The following is a 23,359-nucleotide window of genomic DNA, read 5'->3' on the forward strand; positions in this document are numbered from 1 at the left end:
TGGCCCTGCTACATCAGCGCGTCAGGGTCGGATTTGTCTTTGCCGAATTTCGAGGATTGCTTGTCCCCGACGACGATAGGGCCGTTGCAGGCCGGAACTTTTGTTTGCCCCGATACGTCTGGAGAAGCGGCGGCATCGTCTCTGGGAACGGACGGCGCGCTTGCAGGCGGAGGAGCCGTGGAGGATTGAGCCGCCGGGGGTAGCTTTGCAGGCTTGCTTCCATGTTCCGGATCCGGCTTTGGCCGACGCCCCCCGTGGGCATAGCCCCGGAACGCGCCGTAACACATAGTGATCTTTCCCTCTTTCTTGAGCAGGTCATAGGCGCTGGCATAGGTATGCCCTTGGGCGAGCAGAGCCATGACGTTCTCTTGCACGGCAAAAAACTCGACCCGCGCCATACCATGTCTAAGCCGTGGCATGGGCACCTCGTTGCCAGCCCTGGAGGAACGAAAGCACTCCCACGTCCGAGGAACTGGACGCTTGTGCGACAGTCGGAGCCTTGCCGAGCCGATAGAGCAACGACCACAGCCCCCAGGCCGGGCCGCGTTTCCGCTGGCCATCGGCAAAGTGCGAGAGGAAATTTTCAAAGAGGGGTCTGGCCGCTGCCAGGGCCGGATCTGTGCGGTGCTGATCTTCCAGGCGCTGCATGCAGCTCCGGACCTGTTCGGCTTTTTCTGGAGTGATGGCCGGTTCGGTCACAGCAGTAACGGGGGCCGCTGGTGCTTCATCCGCCCAGCGCTGGCCACGGAGCCAGTTCACGAGATAGGGGACAAAGCGGCCATGTTCCCGGTTCCAGCCCGTGGAGGCCCGGAATCGCTCCAGGGCTGCCAGCAGATGATCCAGGGCCGGAAGCGCGCCGCGCCGCCAGAGCTGATGCCACACGGAGCGGGCGGGCTCTTTGGCATCCTTGCGCGGATAGGCAGCAAAGAACTGCTCAAACAGGCCGTTGGCCGCCTGGAACGTCGCAACCTTGGTACGTCGCTTTTCCCTGGAAGAAGAATCCCCCCACCCATCGGCTTGTGGGCATGGGACGGGCGTTGTGCTTGGGAAAGGCTTGCGAGCGGAGGGTGCTGACTCGCGGCCTGCCGATGCGTGGGGGGAAAGGGGGGTATTCTTAATACTCTTATTACTCTTATATATGGGCGAAGAATTTTCGCCCTCCATGCGAATATTTTTCGCATGGTCAGATGAAAATTCTTCGCCCTGATCGTTACCGCCGTCCTGGTCGTGACCGGACTCATCCTGAGCGATGAAAAAGCGTACCCGCCGGCTCAGAAGCAAACGGTAGACGTTGCGGCCATCCTCCTGTTGCTCAATGCTGATATACTGAAGCGCGGCGAGCGCCCGGAGGTAATGCTGAATGGAACGCACAGTGCATTTGCAGGCCTTGGCCAGCGAGAGCTGCGAGGGCCAGCAGAGGCCGCCCTTGTAGGCTTTACGGAACAAAAGCAGGTAAAGCAGGACCGGCCCAGGGCGCACGGCGGCGTCACGGCAGATGAAATCGCCGAAAAATTTATCGGATACCCGCAGAAAGTATGCGGAAGGATTCAGGGTTTCCATGCGTTACCGCCCTCTTTTTGTGGCGGGAAAAAGGCAAAGAAGTAGCCCCCCAGGCTTGACGCCTGGCTCTCTTGCGGGTAATGTCACTCTATCGTGTTTTGAGAGAGTGACCCCGCGAGGGGCGGCCGTGCATGGTATTGGCGTACCGTGCACGGTTTTCTTTTGGCTTTTCCCTAATTCATATGTTCCGTTGCCTCACAGCATTGTGTTCAATTCGCTTCCATTCCTCAGGCGCAAAAACAGATCAGGCCGACGCCGCCAGAGCCGTCACCGGATACTGCGCGGCAAGCGCCTGCTGCATCTGGGGAGAGAGCAGGTGCCGGAACCGCTGGGCAACGCGAATAGTTGCGCGTTCATGGGCCTTGTCCATCTCCTCCGCCACGACCTGCAACGCATACTTGACCACGGCGGGATTCTTGGATTCATAAATATCGTCCAAAAGCAGTTCATTCGTGTTTTCCTGATGCCTCTTCATATTGTCCTCCTTATATTGGCTGCTCATCAGGACGGAGCCACCACGCTCCGACGACCGCCTGGAAGGGCGGTTTCGCTGGCTGAAGTTACGCGACGGTGGCGTCTTCTTCCTCATATTCCTCCTGCTCAATTTTTTCTTCGATCCTGCCCACGACCTCGTTGATGCGTTTAGCGGCCACAGGATCGGCGCACAGCAGGAACAGCCCAGTGGCTGCGCCATCCTCCTCCAGAGCATACTTGACGGAGCGCATCCCCGACTTTCCAATCTTGTCAATGACTGTGGCGAGGCTGTCCTTCTCCACATCAACGCCGACCACTTTCAAGAGATCAATCATTGCCGCTATACCTCAGATGACGGCATATCTTCGAGAAACGCGCCCAGAGCGTCCGCCAGATCAGGATCAAGCGGCACGGCAAAACCTTCCTGGGCTTGGGCAAAGGCATCCGTGGCCACGGCGTTCATCAGTTCCTTATTCATTGCTGCCTCCTTCATGGGCTTGTGTGGATACAAAACGGGAGCGGGCATTTTCCAGCTTTTCTTTCAGATACCCGTTGATTTTTTGCAACTGATCCAGCGCGTTAAAGTGTCGCTGGCCTTCGCCAGTGCATATCCAGTGCGGAGCAAATGCGAACTGCTCCAGCAGCGCCAGCAGAATCTCCGCTCTGATTTCTCCACGGCGGCGACTGTCGGAAATGAGCGCCTGGGGAATTCCGAGTTCCTGGGCCAAATCCGCTTGTCCGTCGCAGCCCGTAGCTTCCAGAATGCGGGCATAGGCCTCAGGAAAGGCGATTTCCATCACTGTTCTCCTCATGTTTACCGACAAACGTTTTTTTAATACTGACCGCCCTGCTACAGGCCTCAACTCTTGGGTCACAACCCTTGCCAGGCCAGGGACGGGGAAAAAATTGTGTCGGGCTTGGCTCCTTCAGATCTAGCAGTTCAGCCAGGCAGTTGAGAAAGTAGTCGGTATCGCCCACCCAGCTTTCTATGAAGAAGGCCCGCTCCTTCACTTCCGGAAATTCATCAAACAGGAACTGGAGCAGTTGCCGGTTCTCGTCGATCTGTTTCCAGATCCCCCGGCCACAATCAAATTTTTCACAGAAGAATCTGACGCAGGCCAGCCGTGCATCTTTATTACGTAGCTGCCTGTTACAAATCTCTCGCACGTCATCCGTCTCTTGACGCCAGTAAGAGACTTCCCACTCCAGCCGTTCCACCAGGTTCTGTAATCGTTGAAGCTCGTTTTCCATTGTCAGGCCCCTATACTCAGAACCATACCGGATTCGTCTATCGGGCGGTCCAGACTGACAGTCTCTCCTTCGCGGTAGCCAGCCCGTATACTGGCTTGGTCGCTGCTTGCTTTACAGGCACGCGCCCAGGAAATGTCATATTTTTGCCGGAGATAAGCCTCTACTGCGCCCTGGCGGGACTGAACGAGAGCTTTTTCCTGGACTATCTTTTGCTGACGATCCTGGGCCTGCTTTCTCAGGCGCTCATATACCGTCAGCGAAAACCCTTGAAGGAACGCCGAGCGTCTGGCTCCCGCGAATCCATGTTCACGGGCCTTGCGCGATGCAAATTCCATCAAAAATTCAAAGAGCTGCCGGGCAATATGACAATCTGGCACTGTTCCCACAAAACTTACTGCCCTGCTGAACTTGCTTACAGGAGAGAATATGCCCTCTACGCTGAAATTCTGTTCAATGGCTAGCACCAGAAATTTGATGTGCGTGGGAATATAACCCGTGCGCAGGACATAATATTCGCTTTCGTCGCAGTCATACTCCTCATTCAGATCACCCATGTCAGACATTGTCAGATGATACTCGCACAGAAGCTCCTGAGCCTTTGCGGCGGCAGCCTGCGCCTCGCTCTCAAAAGGAGAGTTGGCGGCAAGCCGCAGAAGCTTTTTTACCTTCTTAATGATTTCAGTCTGCTTTTCTGTCATGACTGAATCCCTTCAGGCGCAATCTTGTAAAATACCATCCAATGCGTTTTGAGATTCGCCGTGGTCGTGTGCCCAAAAATCGGGCGTTGCGGAAAGCACGCCAGGACTTGGTGCACGCTGATTTGCGTTTCAGCCCATTTGAAAATCAGAGTCCCGCCTGGCTTGAGTACCCGCCAGCACTCCGAAAAACCGGCAGCCAGATCCTCACGCCATGTGCCCTTTGTCAGCTTTCCGTATTTTTTCCTTTGCCAGGACCGAGGTCCACACCGATCAAGGTGCGGGGGGTCAAAGACCACCAGATGAAAAGAGTCGTCAGGGTGGGGAAGCACCCTAAAATCGGCGATGGAGTCCGGGGAGACCGTGAATATGCGACCGTCACAAAGCACATGCTCTTCCCGGCGGATGTCGCTGCACAGTACGCGGGGATCATGCTTGTCAAAGTAAAACATGCGACCGCCGCAGCAGGGATCAAGAATCTGCGGTAGATAGCCCAAAGGCTTGGCGATGCTTTCAGACTGCTTTTCCGTCATGGCTGAGTCTCTTCCCCAACGTCAGGCAGTAGCAGCGGGGGGAATTAAGGTCATTTGGTTCGGCGGTTTCCTCAATGCTCATCAATTCAAAATCCATCGTTGTGCTAGTATATCCGCGCCTGAACCGCACTGTGTCGTATGACTTGGCGAACAGCCGCCGTGTCCAGTACGGCTTGATTTCCCGGTATTCATGACGTTTTTGGCCCGTAGATATTTTATCGTACCAGTGATGAGTCAGCACAAGGTCGAGTACAGACATCATTCCTCCACGGCCCGGCGGGCGGTTTGCACCATATCGCTTTCCCTGAAGGCATCCGCGTGGTCACAGAATTCATCTTCCTCGGCAGAACACCAGCAATTGAAGTGAGCTGGAGTAATATAGCTGTCAATTTCACGAAACAGAGAGAGCGCTTTTTCAATATTTTGAACATCTGCCTGCGCTATACTATCTTTCTCTTTCCGCTCCTCTTGCAGGATACCCTCAAGGATCTTTTGGGCAGCCTGTATATGATTGAAACACTGGCTGTAGCGATCCAGACGATCACGATAACCTAAAGGCTTTTCACTCGTAGCGGATTGCTTTTCCAGCATGGCCGTCTCCCTTCACCTCAAAAAATTTTGACCATTCCCTCAAAAATCGTTTGTCAAGTAAAATTTTTATGACTATTCTTGTAGTAATGTCAATAATTTCATCATGTTATGCTAATATCGCCAGAAATTATCAAGAACTTAGCAAAAGCAAAAATGGGGGTTATGCCACGTCGGCATAACCCCCATTTTTTATTTAATATTTCCCCGTATTTCTATTTTGTTGTCGTCACTGGCAAGGAAAATGGTGCTTTTTGCGCGGAATGTACTCAAGTACATGAGCAGCAAAAAGCGCCAGATGACGCCGCCAGCGCCAAAAAGGCTGGTTTTGACGGATAATCTCGTCAAACAAGAGGTCAGCAAAAGCTGAAATTAGATGCGTCTGCCCTGCCTTGGCCGGTCAGGCCGTCTGCATGATCCTCCGGCCAGTGGATTTTACCGACGCTCAGGCCGTTGCGGCGGGCATGCGTCCCAGCAGGCGGACCAGCAAGGCGCGCCTGCTTTTATCCGAAGGAGGTGTATTGGGGTGCAGATATTGCATTTCCATGCAGAAAAACAAAAAGAGGCAGCTCAAGCCCGCGAAGGGGGCGAGCAAAGGCACCAGAAGGGCAAGAGCCAGAGTGATCAGGGCGGTGACGGCAAAGGTTTTCAGAGCCGGACGGTAAACGCCGTCGGCAGCCAGGCGTTGCGCGGCTTTCTGATTGGCCCGGAACAGGAACACAAGCGGCAGCACGCAGGCCAGAGTGAGCGGCGCAGCGCCCGGCGGGTCCGTCAACAGACAGAGCAGAACCAGAAGGCCCCAGAGGCCGTCGAGGAGCAGGCCTCCCCAGCGCAGGGTGAGGGTCATGTTCGGACGCGTCGGCACCAGTGCCAGCATAAGGCAGTTGCAGGCGAAATAGCTGATCAGAAACGGCGGGAAATCCCAGCGCAGGCCGAGCCAGATCAGCCCGAGATTAAGGGCGACGCCGAGCCAGCGCGTCCAGCGCAGCATACGGTAGCCCGAGAGCAGCAGAAAAATGAACATGGCCGCCGCCAGCGCGACAAAAGGGCCGCTGAACAGCACGCCTCCATCGGCCAGCAGGCATAAAAGAATCAGGGCCTGAGACGTCGCGCCGCCGATGTGCAGGGCGAATTCGTTGAGCAGGGAGGCGACGGCCGCTCCCAGCGTCATCAGAATAAATGCCTGCAGAAGCAGAAAGAAGATGCGCATAACTGGCTCAGAGCAGATTACCTTTGAAAGGCTTTGCGTTTCAAAGGGTTCATTCCGTCAAAGGGCGCGATTATCGCTGCTGTCGACCCCCGTATAACGGGGACAGCCCTTCGGGCTGCCTTCGGTCGCTTTTCCGGAATCCACGCCGCGTCGCTCTCAATGCCTGTACGCCCTTTGGGCTACCGGCACGGCCCTACGGGCCGCCCGTCGGGTCGGCCTTCGCGGCGTGCCTCACCGTGTTCGGCATTAAAGCATTTCAACGTTGAAATGCTCTAGGTTGCCGTCGCCTCCTGGGTGTCGATCCAGGCGTTGGCTTCTTCCAGGTGCAACGTGCCCGCGTACAGGGCGCGGCCGCTGACGGCACCGGCCAAACGGCTGTCGCGGCTCAGGGGATAGAGTTTCCGCACGTCTTCCAGCGTGGCGACGCCGCCCGCGGCGATGACCGGCACGCGGGCGGTATGGGCCAAATGGCTCAGGGCGGCCAGATTGACGCCGCTCTGCATGCCGTCGCGCTCAATGTCCGTATAGATGATGAAGGCCGCGCCGTCGTCCTGAAGCCGGGGCAGCACGTCGTCCACAGTCAGGCCGGTGTCCGCCACCCAGCCCCGGCTTTTAAGGCGTCCGGCCTCGGCGTCCAGCGAGACGCCGATTCGGCCGGGAAAGGCGCGGCAGAGGCGGGCGAACAGTTCGGGCTGCTCCAAGGCCAAGGTGCCGATGATCAGGCGGGTCACCCCGGCCTCCAGATAGGCGCTGGCCGTGGCCTCGTCGCGGATGCCGCCGCCCAGTTGCACGGGAATGCTGAGCTCCCGGCAGATGCGCTGCACAATGGCCCGGCTCTGCGCCGCGCCGTCAAACGCGCCGTCCAGGTCCACCACATGCAGCCAGCGCGCGCCGCGCGCCTGCCAGGTGCGGGCCGCCTCCACCGGATCCTCGGCGAAAACCGTGGAGTCCTGGGCGCGGCCCTGCTTGAGGCGCACGGCCTTGCCGTTCTGAATATCCACCGCCGGGAAAATGATCATAAGCCCAGATCCTTGACCGCTTTGCGCATGCCGTCCACGGTGAGGTCTTCGGCCGTGACCCAGGTGCCGCGGCGCTTGAAGAAAGAACCCACAGTGAGCAGGTTTTCCGTCAGGCCCACTTGCTTTTCCTCAAAGATGGAGCGGTTCATCAGCGAGCCGTCGTCCACCTTGAGTAAAAAGAACTCCACGCGCACGTGGGCCGACTCGGTAACGCCCGCCTTGGAGCCTTCGCGCTGGTGCCAGTCCAGCACCTGGGGGATCAGCAGCAACTGCGCGCCCTGCTTTTTGCCGTAGGCCACCCAGAGGGGCAGGGCCTGGGGCTGCTCGGAACTGTGAAAGGTGGTCAGATCCGGCGGCAGATTCTGGCGGGCAATGAAGGTATACTGGCGTTTGGTGCCGCTGATCAGCACTTCGCGCAGTTTCATGTCCAGAGCCGACAGCATATCGGCGGGAATGCGGCCCTGGTCTTCAGGGATGCGGCCCACAATGAGCTGGCTGGCGTTGGTGGGCTGGGTAAAGGGCGCCACGGAGATTTTGTAGGTGGAGGAAATGGAGCGCGGCACCTCGGCCGTGCTGCGCGGCCGCCTGGCGCAGGAAACGGCCAGGACCAGGCAAAGCAGAATCAACAACGATATATGCAGGCGAGTACGCATTAATCAAGGCCTCCCTTGGTGCTTCTGATGGTTGTGCCCTGGCGCTGCACGGCCTGGCGCAGGGCCAGGCCCAAGCCTTTGGCGGCCGATTCCAGCAGATGGTGGCCGTTTTTGCCGTATAAAAAGGCAATGTGCAGATTGCAGCGGGCGCTGCTTGCCAGAGCTTTGTAAAATTCACGCCAGAGGTCTTTTTCCTCTCCGGCCATGACCGGCGGCAGCAGCTCGTCGCCGCGCCATTCCAGCCAGGGGCGGCCGGAAAGATCCACTGTAACTTCGCTGAGCGCCTCGTCCATGGGCACGCGGCCGTAGCCCACGCGGGCGATGCCCGCCCTGTCGCCCAGGGCTTCCAGCAGGGCGCGGCCCAAGGTCAGGCCCACGTCTTCCACGCTGTGGTGGGCGTCCACGTCCAGGTCTCCCTGGCAGGAGAGCTGCAAGTCCATGCCCGCCCAGAACATGCTCAGGGTCAGCATGTGGTCCAGCAGGCCGAAACCGGTTTGGATCCGGGTCTTGCCCTCGCCGTCCAGATTCAGGCTCAGGCTGATGCGGGTTTCCGCGCTGTGCCGCTCTTGCGCGGCTTCACGCGGGGCGTGCGCGCTCATGCTTCCTCCGCGTTTTTTTCATCGCTTTCAGCCTGGTTTTCGGCGTTTTCCTCGGACTCGGGTTTTGTCTTTTTGCGTCCGAACGTGGCTGCCACCAGAATACTCAGTTCATAGAGCACCAGCATGGGGCAGGCCATCAGGAGTTGCGAAACCACGTCCGGCGGGGTCAGGATGGCGGCCACCACGAAGATGGCCAGGATGGCGTAACGCCGGGCCTTGCGCATCATGGTCGCGGTGATCAGGCCCATGCGCGCGAGGAAAAAGGCGAACAGCGGCATTTCAAAGATCAGGCCGAAGGCCAGAATCAGTTTGAGCACAAAGCCCAGGTAATCGCTGACCTTGGGCATGGCCACGATGCTTTCCGTGGCGAAGCTCACAAAAAAGCTGAAGGCATAGGGAAAGACCACGAAATAACAGAACGCGCCGCCGGCCATGAAAAACAGGGCCGAAAGCACGGCCACCGGGATGATGTAGCGTTTTTCCTCTTCATACAGGCCGGGCGCGATAAAAGACCAGACCTGATAGAAAATGACCGGGCTTGCCACAAAGACACCGGCCACGAAGGCGATGTACATGCGGGTGAAAAAGCCTTCGGGCAGGGTGGTGTAGATGGCGTGTGAACCCTTGGGCAGAACGGCCAGCAGCGGGTCCACCAAGGCGTTGAAAATGGGGTCCACCACGGCCCAGCAGGCCAGAAAACCCAGGCCCACGGCAATGCAGCAACGCACCAGGCGCACGCGCAATTCGCCCAGATGATCCATGAGGCTCATGGGTTTGCCCGCGGCTTCCTCGCCCTCTCCGCCTTCTGCCGGGGCCGGGCTGCCGTCCGGCCTGGGCGCGGGCGGTTCAGCGGGGGATCCGGCGGGCGTGTCCGTGGGAGGGGAGGGCGGCAGCGGCGGCGCGCCGTTCATGCCGTCGGCAGCGGCGGCATTGGGCTCCGCCGTATGGGCCAGCTCGGCGGCCAGTTGGGCGGCCACGTCCGGAGACGGCGCGTCAGCGCCGCCCGTATGATTGGTTTCGGTGGCGGGCGCGTCGGGTTGCCATTCGGGCCCGGAAAACGTGGAACTTTCAAAATCCGCGAAATCCGCGGCGCCCGTTTCGTTCTCCGGGCCGGATTTTTCCGCGTGTTCAGCCGGGCTTACGGCCGCCGTGCCGCTTTCAGACCCCGAGGGCCTGTCAGTCGTGGCGGCAGCGTCCGCAGGAACAGCGGGGGCGTCGCTTTCCACTACGGCTTCCGGGGCGCGCAGCTTGTCTTCCGGGCCGCTCATGCCTTGCCGCCGTTGTCAGGGGCCGGAACGGCATTGTCGGCTTTGGGCGCGGCGGCTCCGCTCTCGGCTTCGGCTTTGGTCCTGGCCAGGGCTTCGGCCAGAGGGCTGCCCGCCGGTGGCTCCGGCGGCGCGGGCGTCACGTCGATGGTGGGGCCGGTTTCAGAAGCTTCCGGAGCCGGGGTTGCCGTGGCCGCGGAGGGAGCCTTTGTTTCAGCCTGAACCGTCGCGGCTTCCGTGCCGGAGGTTTCCGGGGCAGTTGCTTCTTCCGTCGGCGTTCCTTCGCCGGACGCAGTGCGCTCCTGCCTGGCGGCCTTGGCCGCTTCAGCCTCGGTCGCTGTTTTGGCGGCTTTTTCCGCCGCCTTTTTGCGGCGCTCTTCGTCCTCTTCCTGCGCTACCTCGGCATTGAGCGTGCGCTGAAAGTCCGTGGAAACGCGCCGGAATTCTCCCATGGCCTTGCCCAGGGTGCGCGAGATGCTGGCGAGGCTTTTGGGCCCCAGCACAATCAGCGCCACCACCAGGATGACCAGAAGTTCCGTGCTGCCTATGCCGAACATAGAGCCTCCTTATTCCCACTCAATGGTGCTGGGCGGCTTGGAGGAAACATCGTAAACCACGCGGTTGACGCCCTTAACCTCATTGATGATCCGGCCGGACATGCGCGCGATGAGATCCGCGGGCAGGCGGGCCCAGTCAGCGGTCATGGCGTCCACGCTGTCCACCACGCGCAGGGCGATGACGTGCTCGTAGGTGCGGCCGTCGCCCATGACGCCCACGGTCTTGAGCGGCAGCAGCACCGCGAAGCCCTGCCAGACTTTGCGGTACCAGCCGGATTCGCGCAGTTCCTCCTGCACGATCCTGTCGGCCAGGCGCAGGATGCCCAGGCGTTCCTCGGTGATTTCGCCCAGCACCCGGATTGCCAGCCCCGGACCGGGGAAGGGGTGCCGCCAGACAATGGAGTCGGGCATGCCCAGCTCCGCCGCTACTTTGCGCACTTCATCCTTGAAGAGTTCGCGCAGCGGTTCGATGAGCTTGAGCTTCATGGTATCGGGCAGGCCGCCCACATTGTGGTGGCTTTTGATCACCGCGCTGGGGCCCTTGTGCGAGACGGATTCAATGACGTCGGGGTACAGCGTGCCCTGGGCCAGAAAGTCCACCTGGGGCAGTTTTTTGGCTTCCTCGTCGAAGATTTCAATAAAGGTGTGGCCGATGATCTTGCGTTTTTTCTCCGGGTCTTCCACGCCCTTGAGGCGGGAGAGGAAGAGCTCCTGGGCCTGCACGAAATCGAGATTGAGATCAAAGTGCTCGCGCAGGTAATTGACCACTTCCTCGCCTTCGTTCAGGCGCAACAGGCCGTTGTCCACAAAAATGCAATGCAGGCGCTTGCCGATGGCCCGGTGCAGCAGAACCGCCACCACCGTGGAGTCGATGCCGCCGGACAGGGCGCAGACCACATGCCTGTCGCCCACCTGTTCGGCCATTTCCTTGACCACGCGCTCCACAAAGGAGGACATGGTCCAGTCCGGCGTGATATGCGCCACCTTGAACAGGAAATTTTGCAGAACGCGCTCGCCGTCCACGCTGTGGTGCACTTCGGGATGGAACTGCACGGCGTAGATTCCGCGTTTTTCGTCGGCCATGGCCGCCACGTCCAGGGTGGGCGTGCGTCCCGTCACCGCGAAGCCCGGCGGCGGGGCCAGCACCTTGTCGCCGTGGCTCATCCAGACCCTGGAAGGGTTCCGGGCGTCCAGGCCGTCCCAGAGCGCGCAGGGCGCGCTGAAGGTCAGTTCCGCCGGGCCGTATTCCCGCGTCAGGGACTGGGCCAGTTGCCCGCCCATGTTCTGAGCCAGAAGCTGCATGCCGTAGCAGATGCCCAGCACCGGTACGCCCAGTTCCAGAAAGCCCGGATCCAGGGCCGGGGCGTCGGCTTCGCCCACGCTGGCCGGTCCGCCGGAAAGAATCAGGGCCGAGGGATGCATTTCCGCCACCTGCGCGGCGGTGGTCACACAGGAATGGATTTCGGAATAGACCCCGGCCTCGCGCACGCGGCGGGCAATGAGCTGGGTGACCTGGGAGCCGTAGTCGATGATAATGACTTTGCTGTGCGGCATGTTCCATCCTCGCCCTTGCGGGCTAGTTCTCGATGCGGTAGTTGGGCGCTTCCTTGGTGATGACCACGTCGTGCACATGGCTTTCGCGCAGACCGGCGGCGGAAATCTCGCAGAAGGTGGTATTCTGGAAAAGGTCGTCCAGAGTCTTGGCTCCCACATAGCCCATGCCCGAACGCAGGCCGCCCATGAGCTGGTACACGGCATCCATGACCGGGCCCCGGTAGGGCACGCGGCCCACAATGCCTTCGGGCACCAGCTTTTTGGTCTTTTCCTGGAAGTAACGGTCCGAGCTGCCTTCCTTCATGGCGTCGATGGAGCCCATGCCGCGATAAATCTTGTAGGTGCGGCCCTGGTAGAGAATGGTTTCGCCCGGGCTTTCCTCGGTACCGGCGAAAAGGGAGCCGATCATCACCGAGTGCGCGCCCACCACCAGGGCCTTGACGATGTCGCCGGAGAACTTGATGCCGCCGTCGGCCACGCAGCAGCGGTCCATTTCGCGCGCGGCGCGGCTGCCGTCCGTGACCGCCGTGACCTGGGGCACGCCCACGCCCGCCACGATGCGGGTGGTGCAGATGGAGCCGGGCCCGATGCCCACTTTCACGCTGTCGGCCCCGGCTTCCAGAATGGCGCGCGCGCCTTCATAGGTGGCCACGTTGCCCGCGATGAGCTGGCAGTTGGGGAAGCTCGACTTGACCTGGCGGATGGCGTTGAGCACGTTGACCGAATGGCCGTGGGCCGAGTCCAGCACCAGCACGTCGGCCCCGGCTTCCAGCAGCTGTTCCGCCCTGGCTTCGGAATCCTTGCCGATGCCGATGGCCGCGCCCACGCGCAGGCGGCCGTTGGCGTCCTTGCAGGCGTTGGGATATTTCTGGACCTTGTCGATGTCCTTCATGGTGATGAGGCCGCGCAGGCGTTTGTTTTCATCCACCACCAGCAGTTTTTCGATGCGGTGCTCGTGCAGATGGCGCTTGGCCTCGGCCAGGGAGGTGCCCATGGGCACGGTGATCAGCTTGTCGCTGGTCATCACGTCGGCCACGCGCACGGCCTGGGCGTCTTCCACAAAGCGCACGTCGCGGTTGGTCAGGATGCCCACCAGGCGTTCGCCGTCCACCACCGGCAGGCCCGAAACGCGGAAGTCGGACATCAGATCCAGGGCTTCCTGCACGGAATTGCGCGGTGAAATGGTCACCGGGTCCAGGATCATGCCGCTTTCGCTCTTTTTCACCCGTTCCACTTCCAGGCGCTGGCGATCCACGGGCATATTCTTGTGGATGATGCCGATGCCGCCCATGCGGGCCATGGAAATTGCCATGGCCGATTCCGTCACGGTGTCCATGGCGGCGGAGAGCAGGGGGATGCGCAGGGGGATGGAGGGCGTGAGCCAAGTCGTGATGTCAACGGCGTCGGGGGTTACTTCGGAATAGCCGGGAATCAGCAGAATGTCGTCAAAGGTCAGCGCCTTGCCGCGATTGGTGAACATGACTTCCTCGTAATGGGCTAAAATAATTGCATAAACTTTAGCAAATTATCTTATCCGCTTGCGGGGCCTCTGTCAATGAGGGTCGCGCGTCCGGATCAGGGCAATCGAATGAATAGAGCGAAAGAGAAAAATACTCTTGCGCCAGCCTTGTTGTACCTTTGCGGTTATTTTGCAAAATCCGCCTTTTCCGCGCGGGCGGCGTTATCGGCGCGTTTTTGCTGCTCACATACGTGAGTATGTTCCGCGCAAAAACGCGCCGCTGCCTTGCCCGCACGAAAAAATCGCCAATTTTGCAAAATTCCCGCAAAACCAGCCCCCCGCTCACTTGCCGACTGCGTCGGCTGCGTTCGCGGGAATGAGGAAGGAAGACACGCTGCTGAAAGCAAAGGAATATCCGACGATTGAGGCATTCATTCGTCTGCCCCGCGTTTCAGCCCTGCCCGGACGGGATGGCCCGCGCCCGCGTGCCTAACCGGCGGGCTGAATTTTTCCTTGCCTTTTGTCGAGGTCTGGTATAAAAATTTTTACAAAAAATGGATACATTCATGCGGATAACTATGCAGCAGCCTATTTCCTCCCGCAGCACCTGCCTGTACGCCGTGTCCGGCGTCTTGGGCCGTGCCGTGCTCGCGGCGGACGCCGCCCGCTCTTTCGCCTGTCCGGCTGCTCTCTCTCTCTCTCTCTCTCTCTCTCTCTCTCTTTATTAAGTAAGTGTAATTTTCAACCGTTGCGGCGGTTGACCCGACATTTCGGCCCGGAAGCGCGTCCTGTGCGGCGTGTTTTCGGGCTTTTCGCGTTTTCCGGCGGCGTCTGCGCGCGCCGGAAGGCGCGGCAACATTTTTCTCTTGCGCATGGGGCGCGGAGAATCTCCGGGCTGGCCCGGCAATTATAACGAGAAGGAAGGCGGAAGATGAAGAAGATTCTGACAGTTCTGCTGGCGGCGGGCATGCTGCTGGGCGCGGCCTCGGGCGCGTCGGCCATCGATTTCAAGGCCAAGGGGCAGTGGCTGATGGGTTTCGGCGTGGGCGACAAGAATCTTATGAGCCATTATCGCAATCGTGCCGGTGAAAAAATCAAAAAGAACACCAGTGATACATTTAATGCGACTCAACGTATCCGTCTGCAACTGGAGGCTGTGGCCTCCGAGTCTTTGTCCGGTACAGTGCAGTTCCAAATCGGCAACCAGCCGTGGGGCAAGGCCGACAAGGGTGCCGCGTTGGGGGCCGACGGGGCGAATCAGATCGGGGTACGCCAGGCTTATATCGACTGGATGGTGCCGCAGACCGATCTCAAGGTGCGCATGGGCCTGCATGAGGTCATTCTGCCCAACAAGGCTGGCGGTACCGCAGTTATGGATGCCCCTGTGGCGGGCGTGGTGGCCTCCTATCAGTTCAACGAGAATCTGGGTCTGACCGCTCTCTGGATGCGTCCGTTCAATGACAACTACAGCCAGGAGACGAAGAACAGCGATGGGACGTCGCGTGTATGGGGTTCTGATCCTGATAATTATTTGGATAACATGGATCTTTTTGGTCTGATGGTCCCGGTGACGCTGGACGGTTTTGAAATCACTCCCTGGGCCATGTATGGCATGAAGGGGAAAAATACGGACAAGTTCAACGCCTATAAAAATGGTTTCGCCGACGGTAATCCCTATTACACACTGGCACCTTATGCCGGTCTCAACGGCTATCCGGGAAATCTAGGCGGTACCGGTAAAGCGTACGGTTCCATGTTCTGGGCTGGCCTGCCTTTCGCTATCACTGCCTGGGATCCCTTGAATATCGAAGTGGATATTAACTACGGCTATGTGGAGTCTATGGGGCGTTATACAGCCTGGAAGGGCGGTTACAACGATGTGCCCATGGCCAGTAAACGCAGCAGCACCGAACGCCAGGGCTGGTTGGCCAAGGCTCTGGTGGAATACAAGATGGACTGGGGCGTGCCCGGTATCTTCGGCTGGTACGGTTCGGGCGACGACGGCAACCCCAAAAACGGTTCTGAGCGTATGCCTTCCATCGCGCCTTACGGCAATTTCACCTCCTTCCTGGGTGACGGCGGCCCTTATTCCTGGGGTGGTGCCGGCGGCAACGACATGGGAGCGCTGAGCTATGCGGGTACGTGGGGCATCGGTCTGCAGATCCGCGACATGAGCTTTGTGGAAGACCTCAAGCACACCTTCCGCGTGGCCTACTGGGGCGGCACCAACAGCACCTCCGCCGTCAAGTATATGGCAACATCATATGCGTGGGACGATGGCCGGGGCAACTATGATGGTCCGTATCTGACCACCAATGACGGTTTGCTGGAATTCAATCTGGTCAACGAATACAAGATGTACGAAAACTTCAATGTGTATCTTGATCTGGGCTACGTTGCCAACTTCATGGACAACGACACCTGGAAGAAGGCTGGCCAGCGCAACACCAGCTTTGAAAAGCAGGATATGTGGAAGGCGCAACTGGTCTTTGGCTACAGCTTCTAGAGCAGATTAGCTTTGAAATTTTACAAATTTCAAAGTCGGCATTCCGGCAAAAAACGTGGTTATCGTTGCTGTCGATCCCCGTATGGCTCCGTTGTCGCCAACGGGGACAGCCCTTCGGGCTGCCTTCGGTCGCTTCGCCGGAATCCACGCCGCGTTGCTCTCAATGCTTGTACTCCCTTTGGGCTACAGGCACGGCCCTACGGGCCGCCCGTCGGGTCGGTCTTCGCGGCGCGCCGCACCGTGTGCGGCGTTAGAGCAATTTCAAAGTGAAAATGCTCTAAGCCTCGTTTCGTCCGGCAACGGACAAAAATTCGGGGAGGGGCGTGCGCCCCTCCCCGGCAGCCGACGTCCCATCAGAGGGGTGGTCCCTTTGAGTCGGCGGCCCCGCCCGCGCCCGTCTGGTTCCTTCCTCTTGGGCGCGCGCGGGGTTTTTGCTGTTTCAGCGCCGCGGCCGAGCCTTACCGCACCGGCGTGTACGCAATGCTCGAAACCTCGTCCGTGGCTTCCAGCTTGAAGATGACCGGGCGCAGGCCGTCGTTGCAGCTACAGATGGCCACGCCCGGCGTTCTGATCCAGTCGCCGTAATAAAAGACGCCCTTGCCCGCGCCGTGGGCCAGGGCGAAGGCATACTGATAGACGGCTTTCCAGGCCTCGTCACAGAAGCCTTCCGGCTTGGCGTAGTCGGCGTAAAAGACCTGTCCTTCCCTGTGCATGGGACAGGCGTCCAGGCCTTCCGCCCCGTATTGGGCGGCAAGTTCCGCGTCAAAGGTGGTTTTCAGAACCGTGATTTTTACCTTGTTCATTATTGTCTCCGTGCATCGAGCGGGTGCAAGCGTTGGTGGGGCTAAGCCGCATACGGCTTTATCTGAAAAATAGACGCCGTGCCGGAGGCTGTCAACGCCGCGTCAGGGTCATTCTGTTCTCCGTCTGTTGTTTTATTCTGCCCTGCGGGCATGGAGATTTTACGCCTTCCGGCGTTTGGGCCGCCTATCGTTGCTGTCTTTATCCGTACGGCTCGCAAGCTCGCCTACGGCTAAAGCGCGCGGCGCGCGGCAGGGGGCCGGGGACGGCTGTCCCCAGGCCCCCTGCAACCCCCTGCCCCTGCTCTGCGTTGTAGCGCGTTGACGCGGCGTCCCACGGGTCTTGCTCGCGGGGCTCGCTGCGCCCCGAAATCGCCGCGCGTCAATTTTCGGCAGCGGACGGAGTTTTGACTCGAAGCCCAGCCGTCAATGGCAATTGCGCGGCGCGAAGGGAGGCTTCAGCCGTTGGCGGCAAGGCCGCCTTACGGATGAAGACAGCAGCGATATCGCCTGAGCGTAGCGAAGGAAGCTCCCGCAGCAAACGCCGCGCTGCCCTCGGAAACCTACAGCGCTGGAAAACCCAAGCGGGGTATAGGGGTTGCAAGGGGGGCGAGGGGCGGCAGCCCCTGACCCCCTGCCCGCGCCGGAGGCGGCCCAAGCCACAACGTGGCGAAAAAAGCCGTGCCCGCAGGGCTCGAAATACCTCATTCGTATAACAAGCCCATAAAATAATTGCTTTTGAACGCTAACCTACTATAAATACAAAATAATTATTCATACAAGCGGAGAACGGAAGGACCCTGCAACGCCGCGCTCCCTGACTTGACGAAGCGCCGCAAACAGCCTATGAATCTCCACTTCGTCCGCGTGTCGCGGCGCGAAAACAGACGCTTTGTGGCTGCCGTCCCCTACAGGGGCGCGGCGGCGGATGCGGGGTCTTCATGTTCGAGAGCCTTTCCGACAGACTTTCCGGCGTATTCCGCTCTTTCGGCGGGCGCGGCCAGCTCACCGAGGAAAACGTGCAGGCCGGCCTGCGCGAAGTGCGGCTGGCGCTCCTGGAGGCGGACGTCAACTTCAAGGTCGTCAAAGACTTTGTGGAAAGCGTGCGCGAAAAGTGCCTGGGGCAGGAAACGCTCAAAGGCGTGAGCCCGGCCCAGCAGGTGGTTAAAATCGTCCATGACGAGCTGGTTTCTCTGCTGGGCGGCGAAACCACGGGGCTCAACCTGCAGGGCCGCGAACCGGCGGTGATCATGCTGGTGGGCCTTCAGGGCTCGGGCAAGACCACCTCGGCGGGCAAGATAGCCAATCTGCTGCGCAGGCAGAAAATGCGGCCCTATCTGGTCCCCGCGGACGTCTACCGCCCGGCGGCCATCGACCAGCTCACGGTGCTGGCCAAGCAGCTCGACATGCCCTGCTTTCCCTCCACCACGGAGATGAAGCCCGTGGACATCGCCACGGCGGCCTTGGCTCAGGCCCGTGAGGAGCAGGCCACTGTGCTGCTGCTGGACACGGCCGGCCGCCTCCACGTGGACGAACCCCTGATGGAAGAGCTTTCGGCCATCAAGGCGGCTGTGCAGCCGCAGGAAATCTTGTTCGTGGCCGACGCCATGACCGGCCAGGACGCCGTGACCGTGGCCGAGGCTTTCAATGAGCGCCTGGGCCTGACCGGCGTTGTGCTGACCAAGATGGACGGCGACGCGCGCGGCGGCGCGGCCCTGTCCATCCGTTCGGTGACCGGCGCGCCCGTGAAATTCGTGGGCGTGGGCGAAAAATTATCGGAGATGGAGGTCTTCCATCCCGACCGTATCGCCGGGCGAATTCTGGGCATGGGCGACGTGCTCACCCTGGTGGAAAAGGCCCAGTCCACCATTGACGCCGAAGAGGCCGAGGCCCTGGCCCGCAAGATGCAGAAGGCCAGCTTCGACCTGGAAGATTTCCGTACCCAGATGCGCCGCCTAAAAAAATTGGGTTCGCTGGACAGCATTCTGAAAATGATTCCGGGCTTGGGCGGCCTGCGCGAAAAGCTGGCTGAGGCCAACGGCGCGGTGCCGGAAAAGGAGATGGCGCGCACCGAGGCCATCATCAATTCCATGACCATGCGGGAACGCCGCAATCCGGATATCCTCAACGGCAGTCGCCGGGCGCGCATCGCCAAGGGCGCGGGCGTGACCGTGGCCCAGGTCAATCAGATGGTGCGCCAGTTTGAGCAGATGCGCCAGATGATGAAAGGCATGATGGGCGGCAAGGGCGCTAAGGGAGGCCGTCCGGCCATGCCGAAAATGCCGCGCGGCATGCCGCCGGGCATGATGCCCCCCGGCATGGGCATGCCCGGTATGGGCGGATTTCCGGGCATGGGTGGAATGGACGGCATGGCTCTGCCGGGCGGACGGCCCGGAGGGGCGAAATCCGCCGCTGCCAAGAAGCGGAAAAAGAAAGAGCGCCAGAAGCGCAAAAAGAAATAGGGAAAGTTGCTTAATGGGCTTTTTGCCTTTTGCCTGCGTCAGGCTCACCCCGTGCGAAGCTTATGTTGTCCTGGTACACTGCGTTCCGCCCGGCATCGGCCTTTCTCGGTAAAAAATAAAAATCCTCATTAAACAACGCTTCGCAGGGCCTTATGCGGCCTTGGAAATCGCGTTTCCCTCTTGCCCTTTTACGGGCGCGACGCTAACATAAAACCAAAGGGAGTTGGACTCATGGCTGTGAAGTTGAAATTGACCCGTCTCGGCAGCAAAAAGCACCCCTTCTACCGGGTGGTGGCCGCCAATGACGAGACCCGTCGTGACGGGCGTCCGCTGCAATTGCTGGGTTACTACAACCCGATGACCAATCCGGCGGAAGTGAAACTTGACGCGGATAAAATTAAGGAATGGCTCGCGCGCGGCGCCGAACCCACGGACACCGTGCGGGCGCTGATCAAAGCGCATCTGTCCTAAATCTTACGCTTGCGATGCTTGCTTGCGGCGGATCAAACCCGCCGGGAAGCATCTCGCGGCAAGGATTTGCCTGCAACTCCTTGCGGGCGGTTCGGCTTTGAAAAAGTTGAATTGCTCCAGAGCAGATCAACATTGAAATGCTCTATAAAACCTTGTGGAAAGGCGGGGAACCGCCTGCCGCAAGCGTTATGCTGTTGCGGGACCAGCCCGGAGGACAGTGCGGCACGGGAAAGACGGACGGATAGCTGCCGATTGCTCCGAAGGTTGCGCGTTATTTAATCCTTGCCCGCGCTGCCCGCGGGCAGCAAGGTATCTTTGGGAGGTACGCGATGAAGGCTCTGATCGAATATATTGCCAAGTCTCTGGTGGATCATCCCGAAAAAGTGCAGGTCAGCGAAGTGGAAGGCGAGCAGACGTCGGTGCTGGAGCTCAAGGTTTCCAAGGAAGACTTGGGCAAGGTCATCGGCAAGCAGGGGCGCACGGCCCGCGCCATGCGCACTATTTTGAGCGCGGCATCCACCAAGTCGAAGAAACGTACGGTTCTGGAAATTCTGGAGTAGCTTCGGCTTCCATGGCGGATATGCTGATTCATATGGGCACGCTGGCGCGGCCCCACGGTATTAAAGGGGAGATCTGCATCGACTGGCATGCGGACTCCCCCTTGCTTTTGGACGCGCCGCTCTGGCTTCAGGCCGGGGATGAGCCGCCCCGGCTCGTCCGGGCCCTGTCCTGCCGCCGGCACAAGGGCCGCCCTCTGCTTCTTCTGGAAGGCGTGACGGACCGCACGGCGGCTGAGGCCCTGCGCGGACAGAAAATTCTGGTGTCGCGCGACAGCCTGCCTCCGCCGGACGAGGATGAGGCCTATCTGGAAGATCTGCTGGGCTGCGAGGTGTTCTTGCCAGACGGCCGCCGTCTGGGACGCCTCGACCATGTGGAATATCCGGCGGACCAGGAAATCTGGGTTATCGTCACGGAACAAGACCAGGAAATTCTTTTTCCGGCCCAGCCCTGTTTTATTGTTGGTTTTGACCTGGACGCCCGCACCGTGACCATTGATCCGCCCGAAGGTTTGTTGGAAATTTATCTTAGAGCAGATTAACTTTGAAATTTTACAAATTTCAAAGTTGGCATTCTGGCGAAAAATGTGGTTTTCACCAGAATCCACGCCACTTCGTGGCGACTGCCGCCTTCGCGTCAGCAGAGCAATTTCAAAGTGAAATTGCTCTAGCTGAAAAACTGTTGCTGATTTTTCGCGTTGTTTTTCCTTGGCATCCGGGTTTTTGTTTGCCGGCAAGGCAAGCAAGCGGCGCGCCGCAGTGGAGCGTAGCCGCCTACGTGACCAAGGCGCGCCGCGACGCTTAACGAAGCCGGCAACAAAAAGATGGATGCCAAGTGCCTGAACTGCCCGAAGTGGAAACAGTAGCCCGCACCCTGCGCCCCCAGGTACAGGAGTGCCTGATTGAGGGGGCGGAAGTTCTGCGGTCCGGCAGCCTGCATCCCTTGAGCCTGCCCCCGGCCACTTTGGCGGGCCGTCGTATCGCGGACGTGGGCCGCAGGGGCAAACTGCTGCTGGTGCATCTGGCCCCGCCGGAGAGCGGGCGCACTCCGGAAGAGACCGCCCCGGATCTGCTGGCCGTGCATTTGCGTATGACAGGCCGTCTGATGGTGTACGCGCCGGGCACGCCGCCCGGTTCCCATACCCGTTGTGTCTTTGATCTGCGCACTCCGGACGGCGACCGGCGCCGTCTCTTTTTCGACGACACGCGGGCTTTCGGCCTGGTGCTGGCCGCCACGCCGGAGATTTTGCAGGCCTGGGATTTCTGGCGGGAGCTGGGACCCGAGCCGCTGGAGATCGGCGAGCGGGAGTTCGCGGCCCTGCTGCGAAGCCGGGGCGCGGCGCTCAAGGCTGTGTTGCTGGACCAGAAGGTCATTGCGGGCATCGGCAACATCTACGCCGACGAATCCCTCTTTCAGGCGGGCCTGGACCCGCGCCGCAAGGCTTCCAGCTTGAGCCCGGCTCAGAGCCGTTGCCTGCTGGCGGCCCTCAAGGACGTGCTGCGCCGCTCCATCGCCCAGTGCGGCAGCTCCATCCGTGATTACCGCGACGCCAACGGCGATGTGGGCGCGTTTCAGAACAGTTTCGCGGTCTATGGCCGGGGCGGCGCGGCCTGCGTCCGTTGCGGCCGCCCGCTGCAAAAGATCCGCGTGGCGGGCCGCGCCACCGTCTGTTGTCCGCACTGCCAGAAGTAAATCCGGTCAGCCCCGCGCAAGACAACGGCCCAGCTCAAAAGCCTTTCGGCAGTCCAGAGGGAACTGTGTTTCCCTTTGGAGCGCCTTCTCCTGTTCGGAAAAGCATTCCACCATATACTTGCTGTAGTCGCTGAACTGATAGGTGTCGTTGATGTAGAGCACGGCGGGCCTGGAGAAACTTCGTTCAATAAAGAATTCCGTGCTCCCCAGCTTTTCCGGGTAGTGCTGCTCCAGCATAACCTCGCGCGTCACATTCATGGTGTAGATGCAGGCCGTGGCCGGTTTTTTGAGAGCCAGTGAGGAATAGTCGCGGTCATAGGCAATGCAGGGAAACAGCAGGCGTTCCAAAAAAGAGCGCATCATGCCGGTTATATTGTGAAAATAGACGGGGGAACCGAAAATGATCCCGTCCGCCTCACGGCATTTTTCCAGCACCGGCGTCAGGCCGTCGCGCACGGCGCAACGGCCATAGTGCTTCCCTCCCTTGTGCTTGCATTGAAAACAACTCACGCAGCCCGTATCACTGTAGTCGTAAAGGTGGATCATTTCCGTCCGGACGTTTTCTGCGCCCGCCGAAGCCGCGCCGTCCAGGGCGCTTTGCAGTATGGTGGCGGTATTCCATTTTTTTCTGGGGCTGCCGTTGACGGCGCAGATGCGCATGTCTTTCTCCTTACGCGTTGTGGTTGTGCAGGCTTTTGTGCCTGAATATCCTGAAGCGGACGGGAAAAAGCAAGTACGCAGTTTTTTCTTACCTGGTTGCAACTGCTGCTTGCCAACAGCAAGACGGCAGCGGAGGCGGAGGGATTGTATGAGTGAACCCGAAAACGTCGGTTATGACATAACGTTGCCCGCGGTCAATATTTATGAAGTGCCGTGCCCTATTCTGCGCGCCTTGGAAGTCATCGGCGGCAAGTGGAAATTGCCGTTGCTCTGGCATCTGGCCGATGGGGCCGTGCGTTTCAATGCCCTGCATCGCGAGGTGAGAGGCATCACCCATATGATGTTGAGCAAATGTCTCAAGGAATTGGAGGGGGACGGCCTGCTGCGCCGGAGCGAGTGCGGCGGTAAAGTCCGGCATGTGGAGTATGCCTTGACCGAGCGGGGCAGGCGATTGCTTCCGGCCCTGCGGGAGTTGTACCGCTGGGGAGAAGAGCAATTGTCACAGGACGGCGGCGGGCGGACGGGAGATGCCGGGCAATCCTAAAGCATTTTGAGTGGTACATGCTTTAGAGCAAGTTTACTTTGAAATTGCTCTGGCGGCTGCATATGCAGACGCCCGCCACGAGCGTCAGCCGTTGGCGGCTATGCCGCCTGACGGATGACGACAGCAGAGACAGGCGTAAGCGCAATTTATTTGCGCGGTTGCCTCGCCCGTTAGCGAGTCTTCGAGCTTTACGGGCGAGGACAGCAGGGCTAAACGCCGGAGGCCGACCCGAAGGGCGGCCCGCTGGGC

General features: G+C 59.8%; 31 protein-coding genes and 1 other RNA gene. 11 read left to right on the plus strand and 21 right to left on the minus strand.

Annotated features, from left to right (window positions below):
• Positions 1-8: 8 nt before the first annotated feature.
• The 11 genes from HMPREF0326_RS13620 to HMPREF0326_RS13665 all read right to left on the minus strand — a co-directional run bounded on the left by HMPREF0326_RS13620 (position 9) and on the right by HMPREF0326_RS13665 (position 5,104).
• On the minus strand, positions 9-359 hold the full coding sequence (locus HMPREF0326_RS13620; RefSeq protein ID WP_147568338.1) for a hypothetical protein: 351 nt from the start codon (positions 357-359) through the stop codon (positions 9-11).
• 46 nt (positions 360-405) lie between these two features.
• Complete coding sequence (locus HMPREF0326_RS13625; RefSeq protein ID WP_008685719.1) at positions 406-1,560, minus strand: helix-turn-helix domain-containing protein; 1,155 nt, start codon at positions 1,558-1,560, stop codon at positions 406-408.
• A 244-nt stretch (positions 1,561-1,804) separates the two neighbouring features.
• Complete coding sequence (locus tag HMPREF0326_RS13630; protein ID WP_020990638.1) at positions 1,805-2,035, minus strand: hypothetical protein; 231 nt, start codon at positions 2,033-2,035, stop codon at positions 1,805-1,807.
• Positions 2,036-2,048: 13 nt separating this feature from the next.
• An RNA gene (locus tag HMPREF0326_RS16385) (hammerhead ribozyme type II) lies at positions 2,049-2,113 on the minus strand.
• Between the two features lie 7 nt (positions 2,114-2,120).
• Positions 2,121-2,369, minus strand: a complete 249-nt coding sequence (locus tag HMPREF0326_RS13635; protein ID WP_008685715.1) for a hypothetical protein — start codon at positions 2,367-2,369, stop codon at positions 2,121-2,123.
• Between the two features lie 5 nt (positions 2,370-2,374).
• The gene (locus tag HMPREF0326_RS17250; protein WP_020990639.1) at positions 2,375-2,512 is read right to left on the minus strand and encodes a hypothetical protein; all 138 of its coding nucleotides are present in this window, start codon (positions 2,510-2,512) and stop codon (positions 2,375-2,377) included.
• Positions 2,505-2,831, minus strand: a complete 327-nt coding sequence (locus HMPREF0326_RS15645; protein WP_020990640.1) for a helix-turn-helix domain-containing protein — start codon at positions 2,829-2,831, stop codon at positions 2,505-2,507. Before HMPREF0326_RS15645 ends, HMPREF0326_RS17250 begins: the two co-directional genes overlap by 8 nt.
• Positions 2,812-3,285: a hypothetical protein gene (locus HMPREF0326_RS15650; RefSeq protein WP_008685712.1), complete on the minus strand. Its 474-nt coding sequence runs from the start codon at positions 3,283-3,285 to the stop codon at positions 2,812-2,814. Before HMPREF0326_RS15650 ends, HMPREF0326_RS15645 begins: the two co-directional genes overlap by 20 nt.
• Positions 3,286-3,287: 2 nt before the next feature.
• Complete coding sequence (locus tag HMPREF0326_RS13650; protein ID WP_008685711.1) at positions 3,288-3,983, minus strand: DUF2786 domain-containing protein; 696 nt, start codon at positions 3,981-3,983, stop codon at positions 3,288-3,290.
• Positions 3,980-4,513, minus strand: coding sequence for a class I SAM-dependent methyltransferase (locus HMPREF0326_RS13655; RefSeq protein WP_020990641.1), 534 nt, complete (start codon positions 4,511-4,513; stop codon positions 3,980-3,982). Before HMPREF0326_RS13655 ends, HMPREF0326_RS13650 begins: the two co-directional genes overlap by 4 nt.
• 258 nt (positions 4,514-4,771) lie before the next feature.
• On the minus strand, positions 4,772-5,104 hold the full coding sequence (locus tag HMPREF0326_RS13665) for a hypothetical protein (RefSeq protein ID WP_008685708.1): 333 nt from the start codon (positions 5,102-5,104) through the stop codon (positions 4,772-4,774).
• Between the two features lie 108 nt (positions 5,105-5,212).
• Here HMPREF0326_RS13665 and HMPREF0326_RS17040 point away from each other — a divergent pair, with 108 nt between their 5' ends.
• Positions 5,213-5,440, plus strand: coding sequence for a hypothetical protein (locus HMPREF0326_RS17040; protein WP_156896234.1), 228 nt, complete (start codon positions 5,213-5,215; stop codon positions 5,438-5,440).
• Between the two features lie 106 nt (positions 5,441-5,546).
• Here HMPREF0326_RS17040 and HMPREF0326_RS13670 read toward each other — a convergent pair whose 3' ends face one another.
• The 8 genes from HMPREF0326_RS13670 to guaB all read right to left on the minus strand — a co-directional run bounded on the left by HMPREF0326_RS13670 (position 5,547) and on the right by guaB (position 13,438).
• Complete coding sequence (locus tag HMPREF0326_RS13670; protein WP_008685707.1) at positions 5,547-6,311, minus strand: hypothetical protein; 765 nt, start codon at positions 6,309-6,311, stop codon at positions 5,547-5,549.
• 272 nt (positions 6,312-6,583) lie between these two features.
• Positions 6,584-7,330: a 1-(5-phosphoribosyl)-5-[(5-phosphoribosylamino)methylideneamino]imidazole-4-carboxamide isomerase gene (gene hisA, locus HMPREF0326_RS13675; RefSeq protein ID WP_008685706.1), complete on the minus strand. Its 747-nt coding sequence runs from the start codon at positions 7,328-7,330 to the stop codon at positions 6,584-6,586.
• Positions 7,327-7,983, minus strand: a complete 657-nt coding sequence (locus HMPREF0326_RS13680) for a hypothetical protein (protein WP_008685705.1) — start codon at positions 7,981-7,983, stop codon at positions 7,327-7,329. The genes hisA and HMPREF0326_RS13680 overlap by 4 nt, the downstream gene beginning before the upstream one ends.
• Complete coding sequence (hisB, locus tag HMPREF0326_RS13685; protein ID WP_008685704.1) at positions 7,983-8,582, minus strand: imidazoleglycerol-phosphate dehydratase HisB; 600 nt, start codon at positions 8,580-8,582, stop codon at positions 7,983-7,985. Before hisB ends, HMPREF0326_RS13680 begins: the two co-directional genes overlap by 1 nt.
• Positions 8,579-9,352, minus strand: coding sequence for a twin-arginine translocase subunit TatC (gene tatC / locus HMPREF0326_RS17640; protein WP_008685703.1), 774 nt, complete (start codon positions 9,350-9,352; stop codon positions 8,579-8,581). The genes hisB and tatC overlap by 4 nt, the downstream gene beginning before the upstream one ends.
• Before the next feature lie 494 nt (positions 9,353-9,846).
• Positions 9,847-10,404: a Sec-independent protein translocase protein TatB gene (gene tatB / locus HMPREF0326_RS13695; protein WP_008685701.1), complete on the minus strand. Its 558-nt coding sequence runs from the start codon at positions 10,402-10,404 to the stop codon at positions 9,847-9,849.
• Positions 10,405-10,413: 9 nt separating this feature from the next.
• A complete protein-coding gene (guaA, locus tag HMPREF0326_RS13700; RefSeq protein ID WP_008685700.1) occupies positions 10,414-11,958 on the minus strand; it encodes a glutamine-hydrolyzing GMP synthase in 1,545 nt (514 codons plus the stop codon).
• A gap of 22 nt (positions 11,959-11,980) precedes the next feature.
• Positions 11,981-13,438 (minus strand): IMP dehydrogenase, encoded by a 1,458-nt coding sequence (gene guaB / locus HMPREF0326_RS13705; RefSeq protein WP_008685699.1) that lies wholly within the window; start codon positions 13,436-13,438, stop codon positions 11,981-11,983.
• 136 nt (positions 13,439-13,574) lie between these two features.
• On the opposite strand from guaB, the gene HMPREF0326_RS17050 reads away from it, so the two are divergent.
• The 3 genes from HMPREF0326_RS17050 (at position 13,575) to HMPREF0326_RS13710 (ending at position 15,923) form a co-directional block, all read left to right on the plus strand.
• A complete protein-coding gene (locus HMPREF0326_RS17050; protein WP_147568339.1) occupies positions 13,575-13,910 on the plus strand; it encodes a hypothetical protein in 336 nt (111 codons plus the stop codon).
• 73 nt (positions 13,911-13,983) lie between these two features.
• On the plus strand, positions 13,984-14,145 hold the full coding sequence (locus HMPREF0326_RS17055) for a hypothetical protein (RefSeq protein ID WP_020990644.1): 162 nt from the start codon (positions 13,984-13,986) through the stop codon (positions 14,143-14,145).
• Positions 14,146-14,348: 203 nt separating this feature from the next.
• Positions 14,349-15,923 (plus strand): outer membrane homotrimeric porin, encoded by a 1,575-nt coding sequence (locus HMPREF0326_RS13710; RefSeq protein ID WP_008685697.1) that lies wholly within the window; start codon positions 14,349-14,351, stop codon positions 15,921-15,923.
• A gap of 458 nt (positions 15,924-16,381) precedes the next feature.
• On the opposite strand, the gene HMPREF0326_RS13715 is transcribed toward HMPREF0326_RS13710, so the two are convergent.
• The gene (locus tag HMPREF0326_RS13715) at positions 16,382-16,726 is read right to left on the minus strand and encodes a TIGR04076 family protein (protein ID WP_008685696.1); all 345 of its coding nucleotides are present in this window, start codon (positions 16,724-16,726) and stop codon (positions 16,382-16,384) included.
• 938 nt (positions 16,727-17,664) lie between these two features.
• Between HMPREF0326_RS13715 and ffh the strand changes: the two genes are divergently transcribed.
• The 6 genes from ffh to mutM all read left to right on the plus strand — a co-directional run bounded on the left by ffh (position 17,665) and on the right by mutM (position 21,906).
• Positions 17,665-19,185: a signal recognition particle protein gene (gene ffh / locus HMPREF0326_RS13720; RefSeq protein WP_008685695.1), complete on the plus strand. Its 1,521-nt coding sequence runs from the start codon at positions 17,665-17,667 to the stop codon at positions 19,183-19,185.
• Positions 19,186-19,416: 231 nt separating this feature from the next.
• Positions 19,417-19,656, plus strand: coding sequence for a 30S ribosomal protein S16 (gene rpsP, locus HMPREF0326_RS13725; RefSeq protein WP_008685694.1), 240 nt, complete (start codon positions 19,417-19,419; stop codon positions 19,654-19,656).
• Between the two features lie 329 nt (positions 19,657-19,985).
• On the plus strand, positions 19,986-20,216 hold the full coding sequence (locus tag HMPREF0326_RS13730; protein ID WP_008685693.1) for a KH domain-containing protein: 231 nt from the start codon (positions 19,986-19,988) through the stop codon (positions 20,214-20,216).
• An 11-nt stretch (positions 20,217-20,227) separates the two neighbouring features.
• Entirely contained in the window at positions 20,228-20,755 is a 528-nt protein-coding gene (rimM, locus tag HMPREF0326_RS13735) for a ribosome maturation factor RimM (RefSeq protein WP_020990645.1), read from the plus strand.
• A gap of 2 nt (positions 20,756-20,757) precedes the next feature.
• Complete coding sequence (locus HMPREF0326_RS17060) at positions 20,758-21,018, plus strand: hypothetical protein (RefSeq protein ID WP_147568340.1); 261 nt, start codon at positions 20,758-20,760, stop codon at positions 21,016-21,018.
• 30 nt (positions 21,019-21,048) lie between these two features.
• On the plus strand, positions 21,049-21,906 hold the full coding sequence (mutM, locus tag HMPREF0326_RS13740; RefSeq protein ID WP_008685691.1) for a bifunctional DNA-formamidopyrimidine glycosylase/DNA-(apurinic or apyrimidinic site) lyase: 858 nt from the start codon (positions 21,049-21,051) through the stop codon (positions 21,904-21,906).
• Positions 21,907-21,912: 6 nt separating this feature from the next.
• Here mutM and HMPREF0326_RS13745 read toward each other — a convergent pair whose 3' ends face one another.
• Positions 21,913-22,566, minus strand: coding sequence for a flavodoxin family protein (locus HMPREF0326_RS13745; protein ID WP_008685690.1), 654 nt, complete (start codon positions 22,564-22,566; stop codon positions 21,913-21,915).
• 148 nt (positions 22,567-22,714) lie between these two features.
• On the opposite strand from HMPREF0326_RS13745, the gene HMPREF0326_RS13750 reads away from it, so the two are divergent.
• The gene (locus HMPREF0326_RS13750; RefSeq protein WP_009302019.1) at positions 22,715-23,110 is read left to right on the plus strand and encodes a winged helix-turn-helix transcriptional regulator; all 396 of its coding nucleotides are present in this window, start codon (positions 22,715-22,717) and stop codon (positions 23,108-23,110) included.
• The last annotated feature ends 249 nt before the right edge of the window (positions 23,111-23,359 follow it).

The organism is Desulfovibrio sp. 3_1_syn3 (genome assembly GCF_000145315.2).
Taxonomy (GTDB): Bacteria; Desulfobacterota; Desulfovibrionia; order Desulfovibrionales; family Desulfovibrionaceae; genus Desulfovibrio; species Desulfovibrio fairfieldensis.